This is a genomic window from Methylomonas sp. BW4-1, from assembly GCF_052474385.1.
The window spans coordinates 4,865,256-4,877,343 of sequence record NZ_CP184125.1; the positions used below are offsets into that span (position 1 = coordinate 4,865,256).

The 12,088-nt window shown below is 49.3% G+C and carries 13 protein-coding genes; 5 read left to right on the plus strand and 8 right to left on the minus strand.

Annotated elements, in window-relative coordinates; all coding sequences use genetic code 11:
- Positions 1-2: 2 nt before the first annotated feature.
- The 5 genes from mraZ to ACH5Y9_RS22555 form a co-directional block, all read right to left on the minus strand.
- On the minus strand, positions 3-470 hold the full coding sequence (gene mraZ / locus ACH5Y9_RS22535) for a division/cell wall cluster transcriptional repressor MraZ (protein WP_026147052.1): 468 nt from the start codon (positions 468-470) through the stop codon (positions 3-5).
- Positions 471-863: 393 nt separating this feature from the next.
- Positions 864-1,865 carry an NAD(P)H-dependent glycerol-3-phosphate dehydrogenase gene (gpsA, locus tag ACH5Y9_RS22540; RefSeq protein WP_445367666.1) on the minus strand — a complete coding sequence of 334 codons (1,002 nt, stop codon included), beginning with the start codon at positions 1,863-1,865 and terminating at the stop codon, positions 864-866.
- A 5-nt stretch (positions 1,866-1,870) separates the two neighbouring features.
- Positions 1,871-2,344: a protein-export chaperone SecB gene (gene secB / locus ACH5Y9_RS22545; protein ID WP_171697287.1), complete on the minus strand. Its 474-nt coding sequence runs from the start codon at positions 2,342-2,344 to the stop codon at positions 1,871-1,873.
- Between the two features lie 33 nt (positions 2,345-2,377).
- Complete coding sequence (locus ACH5Y9_RS22550; RefSeq protein ID WP_319961664.1) at positions 2,378-2,668, minus strand: rhodanese-like domain-containing protein; 291 nt, start codon at positions 2,666-2,668, stop codon at positions 2,378-2,380.
- 179 nt (positions 2,669-2,847) lie between these two features.
- Positions 2,848-3,159 carry an ArsR/SmtB family transcription factor gene (locus ACH5Y9_RS22555; RefSeq protein ID WP_020483751.1) on the minus strand — a complete coding sequence of 104 codons (312 nt, stop codon included), beginning with the start codon at positions 3,157-3,159 and terminating at the stop codon, positions 2,848-2,850.
- Positions 3,160-3,549: 390 nt separating this feature from the next.
- Here ACH5Y9_RS22555 and ACH5Y9_RS22560 point away from each other — a divergent pair, with 390 nt between their 5' ends.
- Together ACH5Y9_RS22560 and ACH5Y9_RS22565 are read left to right on the plus strand one after the other, a co-directional pair.
- Positions 3,550-4,761 carry a murein hydrolase activator EnvC family protein gene (locus ACH5Y9_RS22560; RefSeq protein WP_445367667.1) on the plus strand — a complete coding sequence of 404 codons (1,212 nt, stop codon included), beginning with the start codon at positions 3,550-3,552 and terminating at the stop codon, positions 4,759-4,761.
- A gap of 37 nt (positions 4,762-4,798) precedes the next feature.
- Positions 4,799-6,163 carry a S41 family peptidase gene (locus tag ACH5Y9_RS22565; protein ID WP_033156778.1) on the plus strand — a complete coding sequence of 455 codons (1,365 nt, stop codon included), beginning with the start codon at positions 4,799-4,801 and terminating at the stop codon, positions 6,161-6,163.
- Between the two features lie 110 nt (positions 6,164-6,273).
- Here ACH5Y9_RS22565 and ACH5Y9_RS22570 read toward each other — a convergent pair whose 3' ends face one another.
- A complete protein-coding gene (locus ACH5Y9_RS22570; protein WP_033156777.1) occupies positions 6,274-6,729 on the minus strand; it encodes a DUF934 domain-containing protein in 456 nt (151 codons plus the stop codon).
- Positions 6,716-8,368: a nitrite/sulfite reductase gene (locus tag ACH5Y9_RS22575; protein ID WP_445367668.1), complete on the minus strand. Its 1,653-nt coding sequence runs from the start codon at positions 8,366-8,368 to the stop codon at positions 6,716-6,718. Before ACH5Y9_RS22575 ends, ACH5Y9_RS22570 begins: the two co-directional genes overlap by 14 nt.
- Positions 8,369-8,580: 212 nt before the next feature.
- On the opposite strand from ACH5Y9_RS22575, the gene nhaD reads away from it, so the two are divergent.
- The gene (gene nhaD, locus ACH5Y9_RS22580) at positions 8,581-9,888 is read left to right on the plus strand and encodes a sodium:proton antiporter NhaD (RefSeq protein ID WP_225587310.1); all 1,308 of its coding nucleotides are present in this window, start codon (positions 8,581-8,583) and stop codon (positions 9,886-9,888) included.
- Here nhaD and ACH5Y9_RS22585 read toward each other — a convergent pair.
- Positions 9,885-10,094, minus strand: coding sequence for a hypothetical protein (locus ACH5Y9_RS22585; protein WP_445367669.1), 210 nt, complete (start codon positions 10,092-10,094; stop codon positions 9,885-9,887). The two genes, nhaD and ACH5Y9_RS22585, sit on opposite strands and share 4 nt — an antisense overlap.
- A gap of 56 nt (positions 10,095-10,150) precedes the next feature.
- On the opposite strand from ACH5Y9_RS22585, the gene ACH5Y9_RS22590 reads away from it, so the two are divergent.
- On the plus strand, positions 10,151-11,530 hold the full coding sequence (locus tag ACH5Y9_RS22590; RefSeq protein ID WP_445367670.1) for an AmpG family muropeptide MFS transporter: 1,380 nt from the start codon (positions 10,151-10,153) through the stop codon (positions 11,528-11,530).
- A 295-nt stretch (positions 11,531-11,825) separates the two neighbouring features.
- A complete protein-coding gene (gene rpmE, locus ACH5Y9_RS22595; protein ID WP_081607938.1) occupies positions 11,826-12,026 on the plus strand; it encodes a 50S ribosomal protein L31 in 201 nt (66 codons plus the stop codon).
- The last annotated feature ends 62 nt before the right edge of the window (positions 12,027-12,088 follow it).

The following is a 12,088-nucleotide window of genomic DNA, read 5'->3' on the forward strand; positions in this document are numbered from 1 at the left end:
CGTCAAAACGACAGCGAGCCAAGTTCTTCAAGGCCCTCTGTGTCGTTACCGTCCATCCATTCCTGTTCTTTGGCCTTCCAGGCAGCTTCATTCCATATTTCAAATTTGTTGAGCTGACCAACCAGCATGATGTGCTTTTCCATGCCGGCAAACTCTCTGAGGGTTTCCGGCAGCAGCAGGCGGCCTTGGCTGTCCATTTCGCATTCCGAGGCATTGCCGATCACAAAACGCCGCAGCTTGCCGGCCATTTTGTTTAATGTCGGCAGTTTGCTGATGGTTTGTTCGAGCTTTTCCCATTCCGGTAACGGGTATAGCCATAGGCAACCCGGTTCGCCGACGCATTTGTCGTCAACTGCAACGGTCACAACCATTTGGCGGTCGCAGGACTCCTGTAACTCCTCCCGATAGCGGGTAGGAATTGCAATGCGCCCTTTCGCATCCAAACTGATTGAACTTATGCCTCGAAACAAGATGAACCTCAAAAATTCCAAAAAAATCCATTTTTGACCACTTTACATCACTTTTGCACCACTATAGTTTTCAACGGGTGCTTAGTCAAGAGGCATTTAAATTAAATTCTTTCTTTTTCTACAAGGACTTACGCAGGATTGGTGCGTATTAGGCGGTATATGCGAGGGTTTCGAGTAAAAATGATTTGTATCAAAAAGTTAATGATGGTTTTTGATGTGAATTGCAATTATTAGGTGCTAATTCTCACTTTTTGCACGCGGTTTGCTGTAGCAAGCTGTTTGGACGGTTAGCGGTAAGGCTGGTTTTTCTGAGCAAAAGATTGGCGGCTGTGGTTTGGGATAAATAGTGGTAGAGCCCTTAGATTGAGTTCGTTGGGCTATTTCAGACGAGATTTACAAACTTTCCGGCTTTTGATCGCGTGTCAGCAGGTTTTGGACGGCTTGTTTGGGGGAGAGTTGTTCGAATAAGACTTTGTAAACTTGTTCGGTGATTGGCATTTCGACACCGTATTTTTGCGATAAACGGTGCGCTTCTCGGGCTGCGGATACGCCTTCGACTTCCTGATTGATTTCGCTTAATGCGTACCTTTGGTCTTTGCCTTGGCCTAATGCCAAGCCAAAGCGGCGGTTTCTGGATTGATTGTCGGTACAAGTCAAAATCAGGTCGCCCAGACCGGCTAGGCCCATAAAAGTGTCGGCTTGGCCGCCAAGCTTGATGCCCAGTCTCATGATTTCCGTTAGGCCGCGCGTGATTAGTGCTGCCCTTGTGTTCGCGCCAAAGCCAAGGCCGTCGGCTATCCCGGCCGCGATCGCCAGAACATTTTTGCAGGCTCCGCCTACTTGAACGCCAATAATATCGTTGCTGGTGTAGATCCTAAATCGTTGGTTATGCAATCGTTCGCTAAGTTGGGCGGCGAAGCCTTCCGAGTTAGAGGCGATAGTGAGCGCGGTCGGAAGGTCGGCAGCTACTTCTTGGGCAAATGTCGGGCCGGAGAGTGCGGCGCATTCGATATTCGCCCCCAGTATTTGTGCTGCCACCTCGCTTAACAAGGCGCCGTTTTGGGAATCGAAACCCTTGGTGGCCCATGCGATGCGGGAGCTTTCACTGAGCGTGGGTTTGATTTGCGCCAATAAGTCCCTAAAGGCGTGGCTGGGGACCGAAATAAGCAATACCGCGCTGAACTCCACGGCTTCCGCAAGATTGTCGGTGAATTGCAGGTATTCTGGAAAATGGACGCCGGGTAAATAGCGTGCATTTTCGCCGGTTTGCTTTAATGCGGCTATGTGTTTGGGATTATGGCCCCACAACAGGGTGTTGCAGCCATTTCTGGCTGCCTGTACCGCTAAAGCGGTTCCCCATGAGCCGGCGCCAAGGATACTGATAGATGGTGGCATCCCGCTTAATTTAGCGTCTTCGCTTCAGGTTCCTGTTGAGTTTGCGCTTGTTGCAAGTGCTGCATATACAATGCGTCGAAATTGACTGGCGCCAAGATTAACTGTGGAAAACCGCCTTTATTCACTAGGTCGGAAATGACCTCTCTCGCATAAGGGAACAAGACGTTGGGGCAAAAGCTACCCAGCATTGGTCCCATTTCTTGTTCGCTGAAACCGGCTATTGAAAAAATTCCAGATTGATTGACTTCAACTAAATAGGCCGTTGTGTCGGCAATTTTTACGGTGACAGTTAATGTCAGCGATACTTCGTACATCGAGTTTTCGATGGGTTGAACGTGCGTGCCGAGATTAAGATCCAGCGCGGGTTCCCACTTTTGCGTGAATATTTTTGGAGCATTGGGGGTTTCAAAAGAAATGTCTTTGGTATAGATCTTTTGAATCGCGAACTGCTTTTCGCTGGATGCGTTGATTTCGGCCATGATGATTACTTGTTAAGGTTGGTTGATTAATCTTTAGTTTTTACTGCTGACTTTGATGGGGAGCTTGTTATCTTCCCAGGATTGCATGCCGCCCGTCATATTGAATACATGCTCAAATCCGGCTTTGGTCAGTGTTTTGCAAGCGGCTACCGAGCGGGCACCAGTCTGGCAGGTCACGATCATAGGATGATTTTTATGCTTTTCCAGAGAGCCCAGTTGTTCTTCTACTTTGCCTAAGGGAATGTTGATCGCGTTTTCGATGTGGCTTTTGGCGAATTCGTTGGTTTCTCGCACGTCAAGCACAACGACATCGTCACTGTTCATTTTGGTGACTGCAATCAACGGAGAAATGCTTTCGTACTTATTGAATGAGTTCGCGAGCAAATCCTGGATTAGCAAAAAAATAACGCATACCAGCGAGAATGCTAGCAAATAGTGAGTGGTGGCAAATTCTAAATATTGGTCCATCGCGTGGGTTTATTTTAGTGGTTATTGAATGCTGTTTACGTGCCGCAAAAAACGCTGCGCATCATTTGAATCAGGTGTATTACGCGCTCATCGTCGATAAAGTAGTAAACCCGATTGGCTTCTTTTTTGTAATCGAGAATGCCCTTGTCTCGCAGTATTGCTAAGTGCTGGGAAATATTGCTTTGACTCGTGCCAACTTGCTCAACGATGTCTTGCACGCTGATCGAGTTATTACCCAGTACGCACAGGATTTTTAGGCGCAACGGATGGGACATTGCTTTCAAACAGCGTGCCGCCCGGTTAATATCGTTGTCGTCGTAGTGGATGGTATCGTTTTTGTCTTCCATTTAATAACGATGATCGAGGCTAAGGTTAAGAACAGTGAGCGAACAATGGTACTTTTCGAACTATGACGACATCCTTGTGCTGGTATAATGTCGCTACGGTGCAAGTGGGTTTAATTGCTTGCGCTAAAGCAATAAAAGGTGAGCAAATCTAACAGAGTGGGCTTTATTGTTCAATACCCTCGGCTAGAGGCTTAGGAAAATAGCTCGGGGCTGCTTGGGTTGGCTCGTTTTTTGACTAGGCCAAATTTTATCTGCCTTAACGCCCGCAAAACTAATGTTTGGAGTCTGTAACACATGGTCAGTCCAGCAAAGCCATTATTGCTGCTCTCCGCGTCAATGATTGGACGGTTATTGCCGGTTGCCTAATCGATGCATGTTTACCGATATTTTTTGACCGCTTGGATTGCGATTGTCTGCGCATTGCCGGCTAAGGGCGATCCCGTAAATGCCCATAGCTTGGTAGAAGTGCAATCGCAAATCCAGCAAGTTGGCGATGACGTCAAAAGCCTGGGGGTTGAAAAGTCTCGGTTGTTAGAGCAGTTGCAAAAGCTGGAGCGGCAATACGGCGAGCTTGCGAATAGTCTGCGAGCTATCAAAGCTGAAATCAGGCAGCAAGAACAGGCATTGCAGGAAGTTCGGAATAAAAGCGTTGCCACGCAAAAAGACATGCGTAGTCAGGAGAAGGAGCTTGAGGGGCTGATTAAGTCGGTTTATGCAATGGGTGGCGATAAGGAAGGGCTGAAAGTTATCCTTAACCAACGTAATCCGGCGTTATCGAGTCGCATGTTGGTTTACTACGATTACATTAGTAAGGCCCGCTTACAAAAGCTTCAGGCCATGGCTGAGGATTTCAAGGTTTTGCGGCAGTTGGAGGCGCAAAAAGACACGGAAACTCAGTTATTGCAAGTGTCTCTCGACAAGAAACAACAAGAAACCGAGGCGATGCAGACGCTGAAAAAACAGCGAGAAGCCTTGCTTGCCGACATTCAGCAGGATTATGCGTCGAAAAGCGCCCTACTGGCTGGCTTGATGCGTGACGAGAAAAAATTGCAAGCCTTGGTAGCATCATTGCAGAAAACTGATGATAATGAACCTGCGGTTGCACCGGAGCGCGTGCTTGATAAGCACGAAAAGCCTGTCGAACAACCGGAGCCGCCAAAAAAATCCGAAGTCAATCCTGTTCGCGAACCGACGGGTCTTTCTTTTTCCGAGTTGCAAGGAAAGCTGCCTTGGCCGGTGCAAGGGGCGATAACCGATCGTTTTGGCAGTCGCCGCTACGAAACAACCTGGGACGGCGTGGTGATTAGCGCTCGCGAAGGTGCCGATATTCATGCGGTCAATGCCGGGAGAGTTGTTTACGCCGATTGGTTGCGGGGTTATGGTTTGATGATCATTGTTGATCACGGTAAGGGTTATATGAGTTTGTATGCATTCAATCAAAGCTTGCATAAAAGCGTGGGAGAGCATGTTAGAGCCGGTGAAACACTGGCTTCGGTTGGGCGTAGCGGGGGGCGTGCTGATGCGGCATTGTACTTCGGCATTAGGAAACAAGGTCGGCCCATAGATCCCGAGCAATGGTGCCGTAAGCCGGGCAAGGGTTAATCATTTACAGGAACAGGTTGTTGGAGTTTTAAAACACATGCTAAAAAACAGAAATATAGTGATTTTATTGGTCGGGTTTATTTTGGGTGCGACGCTGAGTTTGTGCAGCAGTGTCCTGGCGGAAAAGGAAGCACCTGTTTCGACCAAGGTAGATGATTTACAGGCTTTGCCGTTTGATGAGTTGCGGACATTTACCGAGATATTCGGACGTATCAAACAGGATTATGTCGAGCCTGTATCCGATAAAAAACTGTTGGAAGATGCGATTCGCGGTATGTTGTCCGGCCTTGATCCGCACTCGGCTTATTTGGCTAGCGAAGAATATAAAGAGTTGCAAGAAGGCACCACTGGTCAGTTCGGCGGTTTGGGAATTGAGGTGGGTATGGAAAATGGCTTTGTTAAAGTCGTTTCGCCGATTGATGATACACCTGCTCAGCGCGCCGGCATCAAGGCGGGCGATTTGATTGTACGCTTGGATGACAAGCCGGTTAAAGGCATGACTCTGGCCGACGCAGTCAAAATTATGCGTGGCGAGCCAGGTAGCGACATCGTGTTGACTGTGGTTCGGGAAGGCGAAGAAGCACCGCTTAAATTTACCTTGACCCGCGACATTATCAAAGTCAAAAGTGTTAAAAACAAACTGCTGGAAAAAAATTACGGTTACTTGAGGATCAGTAGTTTTCAATCCGGTACTGGTCAAGGTTTGTTGGATGCGGTCGACGAGCTGAAAAAAGAAAACGAAGGCCCTCTGAAAGGTATTGTGTTGGATTTGCGTAACAACCCCGGCGGTGTATTGAATGCTGCTGTTGATGTCAGTGATGCGTTTATCGAGTCCGGTTTGATCGTTTACACCGAAGGCAGAATCAAAAACTCAGAAATGCGTTTTAGTGCAACACCGGATGATATTATTAATGGTGCGCCGATTGTGGTGTTGATTAATGGCGGTTCGGCATCGGCATCCGAAATTGTTGCTGGTGCGTTGCAGGATCACAAACGAGCCATCATCATGGGTGAAAAGTCTTTCGGGAAGGGTTCGGTGCAAACCATTCTGCCGACCAGCAACGGTGCCGCGGTGAAATTGACCACAGCCCGGTACTTTACGCCTTCCGGTCGCTCAATTCAGGCGCAGGGCATCGAGCCTGATGTGACTTTGGCGAGAGTTAAGCTGGAATCATTGGAAAAAGCCAAGATAGAGTCGATTAAAGAAGCTGATCTGACGCACCACTTGACTAACGGTAACGCGAAGCCGGAGAAAAAGTCCGAAGAAGAGGATAAAGATGATGCGAAAGACCCTTCTGAAAAAGATGGCGATACCAACGAATCTTCAGAAGCGGAAATTCGAGACTATCCTTTGCATGAAGCGTTGAATCTGCTGAAAGGTATCAGCATTATGAAAAAGTAGCTCAGACATAGGGCAAAGAAAAACCCGCTTGACGATATTCGTCAAGCGGGTTTTTTATTGTGCGGCTTTTGTTTCTTGTCAGGTACTTAAGACAAGTCGCCGGTTTTGGCTTAGTTTGTCGATGCCTGATAGCGTACCGAGAAATTGTTCATGGCTGCCAGGGCCTCTTGGATATGGTTTGGGTCGGAAAACTCAAACGCATTCACGCCCACCCGCGCCAAATAAAATACCTGATCAGGCAGATAATCGCCGACGGCTCTAATTTCCCCTTGATAGCCGTCGCGGCTCCTTAGTAAGCGTGCTTGCGAAAAAAGCCTGCCATCGCCGAATATCGGAAAATTAAGTTCTATCACGCCAATTTTGCTTAAGTCGTTAGTCAGCGGTTCAATTTGATCGCTGGGAATGAGCCGAACGCCGGTTTGGCTGGAGCGTTTGAGTAGTTGTTCTTTATCTGTCAGCCAGCGCGCTAATGTGACTGTAATGTCACCATTTTCTGGTAACGGATTGTCGTCGGCAACAAAAGTCCAGGTGTTTTCTACCAACTGTCGATCTTTAATGATTTGCATAAACTCTTTCTTTGAATGGTTCCAGGCCAACACGCTTGACGGTCTCTAAAAATGCTTCGTCTTCAAGGCGTTGCTTGATGTAAACGTCTAATATCGTTGTGATGGTCGAGGTGATTTGGTCTTTGGGAACTGATGGTCCCAGGCGTTCGCCTATCGCTGCTTCGTTTTCAGAAGAGCCGCCCAAGGTGATTTGATACCACTCCTCACCATGTTTATCGACGCCCAGAATGCCGATATGGCCGACACTTTGATGGGCGCAGCCGTTCATGCAGCCAGACATATTAATTTTGATGTCGCCGATGTCGTGGATGTAATCCAAGTCGTCCAATGTTTCGTTGAGTTCTTTTGCTACGCCGATAGAGCCGGCATTGGCTAGCGAGCAAAAATCCAGGCCCGGGCAACAGATCATGTCGGTCACGGTGCCGATGTTGGGTGTAGCCAATTTAATGGCGTTTAGTTGCTGCCATACTGTCAACAGGTCGGCTTGTTTCACGTCAGCCAAGACCAAATTCTGTCTATGAGTGCTTCTAATTTCGCCAAAGCTGAATTGGTCAGCTAAATCGGCTACCGCTTCAAGCTGTTTATCAGTCATGTCGCCGGGAGGAGAATCCGGGGCTTTTAGTGAAACGTAGACACCGCGATAGCCGGTGATTTTGTGTTCGACGGTATTATATTTGAACCACTTCGCAAAATCGGCGTTGCCGACCAAATGCTCCGTCAGGGCGTTGTCATCCGCAGCGCTAGGATCGTAAGCGGGAGGTAAAAATTGCGCTTTAATTTCCTCAATGCGTTCATTGCTCAGGATCATATCTTCCTTAATGCGCAGCCATTCCTTTTCGACCATGGCGGTAAACTTCTCCAATCCGGTTTCCTTGACCAGAATTTTAATGCGCGCTTTATATTTGTTGTCGCGCCTGCCGAACAGGTTGTAGACTCGCAGGATCGCTTCCAAATAAGAAAGCAGATGTTGTTTTTCCAGAAAAGGTCTAACGGTTTGGCCAATGATGGGGGTTCTACCCAGACCGCCGCCGGCCAAAATTCTGAAGCCGATTTCACCAGCTTCGTTTTTGACCAAATAGACGCCAATATCATGAAATTGCACGGCGGCCCGATCATGCGTAGCGCCGCTAACGGCGATCTTGAATTTACGTGGTAAAAAGGCAAATTCCGGATGAAGGGTTGTCCATTGGCGAATGATTTCGCAATACGGACGCGGATCTTCGATTTCGTCCTTGCAAATGCCGGCTAAGGGGTCGGAGGTTGTATTTCTCAGACAATTGCCGCTGGTTTGAATGGCGTGCATTTGCACGGTCGCCAGTTCGGCGAGCAGGTCGGGTACTCGACTAAGTTCCGGCCAGTTGTATTGCACGTTTTGGCGGGTCGTAAAATGGCAATAGCCGCGATCATAGTCGCGAGCTACCGATGCCAGTTTGCGTAATTGCTTGGACGAAAGCAGTCCGTAAGGTACTGCGACACGGAGCATCGGCGCATGGGTTTGCACGTACAAACCGTTCATCAGCCGCAAGGCTCTAAATTGGTCGGGGCCGAGTTCGCCGCTTAAAAAGCGTTGGGTTTGACCGCGAAACTCGCTAACGCGCTCTTCGATAAGTGTTTGATCTTGCTTGTTATATTGATACATTTAAGGGCGATGCTTGGTTTACATACTATTTTGCTAGGTATCTGAATAATATACTGGCCGGGATTAAATGACAAAGAATATTGTATGGTGATAACATGCCGGGTTAGTTTTTTCCGCTTTCAATAATGACTAAAACATAGAGGATAAAGGGGGCTATCTTGTTGCGCTTACTGTTAATTTTGGCCGGCTTGCTGTTTTTGCCGGAAATCGCCATGGCTGAAGAGTTTCATAACCTGGGCTTAACCGGAACCGAGCGGGGTATTTATACCGTTCTGATCTTTTTGGTGGCGTATGGTTTCGTGATGGCAGAAGAGTTTACGCATTTGCGTAAATCCAAGCCGGTTATCTTTGCCGCTGCCGTGATTTGGGGGCATGTGGCGATATTGGCTCAAGAGGCCGGTGTTTCCGGTGAAGAACTGCATAAAGCTTTCGAACATGATTTGAAAGAGTACGCAGAGTTGATGTTGTTCTTGCTGGTGGCGATGACCTATATCAACACCATGGCGGAACGTAATGTGTTTGAAGCGCTACGCTCCTGGTTGATTCGTAAACAATTTGGCTACAAGCAATTGTTCTGGATCACCGGCATCATTACCTTCTTCCTGTCTTCGGTTGCTGACAACCTGACTTCTGCGCTGTTGGTCGGCGCCGTGGTGATGGCCGTGGGTGCGGATAACGAAAAATTCGTCTCTATCGGTTTCGTCAACTTGGTGATCGCGGCAAATGCCGGTGGCGCGTTTTGCCCATTCGGTGACATCACGACCTTGATGGTATGGCAAGCTGGTTATGCTGAGTTTTTCGATTTCTTCAAGTTGTTCATTCCCTCTGTCGTCAATTTCGTCGTGCCCGCCTTCTTCATGGCGCAAGCGATTCCAAGTGGTCAGCCAAAAGCAACCAACGAGGCCGCTGTTGAATTGAAGCCCGGTGGTTGGGTGGTTTGTGGTTTGTTCGGCGTTACCATCGGTTTGGCCGTCAGCTTCAAACAATTTCTGCATTTGCCACCGTTCATGGGCATGATGGCAGGGTTGTCCATATTGATGTTATTCATCTACTACATAAAGATGCGCTTCGCCTCAGCTGATGCGGTGCATCTTGATGTATTTGATCGCGTAAAGGAAGCTGAATGGGATACGTTGCTGTTCTTCTTTGGTGTGGTCTTCGCGGTAGGTGGTTTAGGTTATATCGGGTACCTGGAATTGTTGTCCGGCGCGATGTACGACGGCTTGGGTCAAACCACCGCCAACATCCTGGTCGGTATAATTTCAGCAATAGTTGATAACATCCCGGTGATGTTCGCGGTACTGAATATGAATCTGGATATGGATTTGTATCAATGGTTGTTGGTGACATTGACTGCCGGTGTGGGTGGTTCATTGTTCTCGGTGGGTTCTGCGGCAGGCGTAGCGTTGATGGGGCAATCCAATCACAAATACACCTTCTTCAGTCACTTGAAATGGACGCCGGTTATTGCTGCAGGCTATGCGGCGAGTATCGTTACCCACTATCTGATCAACGGTTAATTCGTCGATTTTTGATAAAACTGCAATAAAGTAAGGGAAAGCGCGTGACAAAGACTACTAATAGTTGGCGTAGCGCTTTCTCTATTTACGCGCAGTGGCGTGTTCTGAGTGTGATATTTCTCGGTTTCAGCCGGACTTCCTTTCTCGTTGGTTTCTTCGCCTGTATCGGTTTGGCTGGTCGATGGACAGGTTTCTCTATCGGTCATAAGCTTTTTCACTCTGGTGGGCGTAGGGCCTTACTCGATTAGAGTACTATTCCTGCATGAGCACACCGACGCACGGCCCTCCTAATTCGGCTGATAAGCCGTCCGCGGCAACCCGATCAACCCCCGTTGTGCGCCGCAAGCGCTCCGCTTTGGAAGTGTTGCATGAACTCAAGCAGCCCAAGGTGGCCGTCATGTTGGCGCTGGGCTTTGCTTCGGGCCTGCCCTTCCTGCTGACGGCCAACACCTTCGGCTACTGGCTGCGGGACGATGGCACGAGCCTGGTTGCCATCGGTTTCATGTCCTGGGTTGGCTTTGCGTACGCCTTTAAGGTGTACTGGTCGCCGCTGGTGGATCATATCGATGTGCCGCTGCTGGGCCGTCTGGGGCGTCGTCGCGGCTGGATGCTGCTGTGCCAGATATTGATCGCCGTCGGGCTGCTGGGCATGGCCACTGTTGGGACGGCAGGCGGGCTGGTGGCTATTGGTGCCTTCGCGTTGTTGACGGCCTTCGCGTCAGCCACGCAGGACATCGCCATCGACGCTTGGCGTATCGAATCCGCGTCCGACGACGCCGACGCGGGGTTGATGACTTCGGCAGCGCAGGTCGGATACCGTGTCGCTCTCATTATTACTGACGCCTTAATCATTGCTGCGGCGGCCCGTGTCGGGTGGAGCATGTCGTATGTTGCCATGGCGGTATTGATGGCGCTTTGCACCGTGGCAACCCTGTGTGCCTCTGAGCCAGCCCGCGCTGATGTGGTGAGGCGCCAGAAGTCTCCGCTATGGACCTTGCGCGGCCTCGCCGATGCGATCATCGGCCCGTTTATCGACTTTTTCGTCAATCACAAGGTTGCAGGACTCCTTATGCTGCTGATGGTGGCGCTCTATCGCCTGCCTGATTTCGTGATGGGGCCAATGTACAACCCGTATTATCATGATCTCGGGCTTTCTAAGGACACGGTGGCCTGGGTGCGAGGTTCGTTCGGGCTGGTTGCCACCTTTTTTGGTATTGCCTCGGCGGGGCTCAGTGCCGTGCGGTCCGGCCTGTTACCAACGCTGATCGCAGGGCTTGTGTTCGAGGGATTTGGCACGGCGGCATTCGCCTTACTCAGCGTCAATGCAGACACAGCGATTTTCGCCGCAGTCATGACGCTCGACGCTTTTGCCCAGTCCTTCGCGGGCGTCGCCTTGGTAATTTATATGTCGAGCCTGACCAGTTTGGGCTACACCGCCACTCAGTACGCCATGCTGTCGTCAACTTACGCCTTGCTTGGCAAATTCCTGAAAGGATTCTCCGGGGTTGCGGTCGAAACGCTCACGCCCATATACGGGTTACCCGGAGCCTATGCTACTGCGTTTGTGGCTACTGGCCTGACCGCGGTGCCGCCGCTGCTGCTATTGCTGCTGCTTTGGCGCGTGCAGAACATCAAGCGATAGTCCTTGTGACTAAAGTATTGATAGCCCCCTGATTTGATAGCAAATTACACGAAATGTTTAGTAGGCTTTTAGAAGCGCTATCTTGTTCTTAGCGTCTGTTCGTGATGCCGGTTCAATCCGGCACTGCCTGCTGGGGTTTTAATATGTTATTGATGCGGACTGGTGATTAGCGGTGATGGTCTGAGGCGCTAAGGTAGTGTTTAGCACTGTTTTTTGTGTTGCAGATTGCCTGTCGAGATCGTATCATAAGCAGTTCTCTATCAAGTATGTAGCCCGGAACGGGTATGTGAGCGCTATGAAACCAGAAATACATCCAGAATATAAACAAATTACCGTTACTTGCGGGTGCGGCAATACTTTTCAAACCGGTTCTGTGCTGGCTTCTGATTTACACATTGAGGTGTGTTCTTCTTGCCATCCGTTTTATACCGGTAAACAGCGCGTCGTCGATACCTCGGGTCGCGTTGATAAATTTCGTAAAAAATTCGGAAAATAATAGTTTTCGAGAAGTCTTGTTCGGCCGTCGGTCAACTGGCGGCCAGATTCTTCCCAGTTATA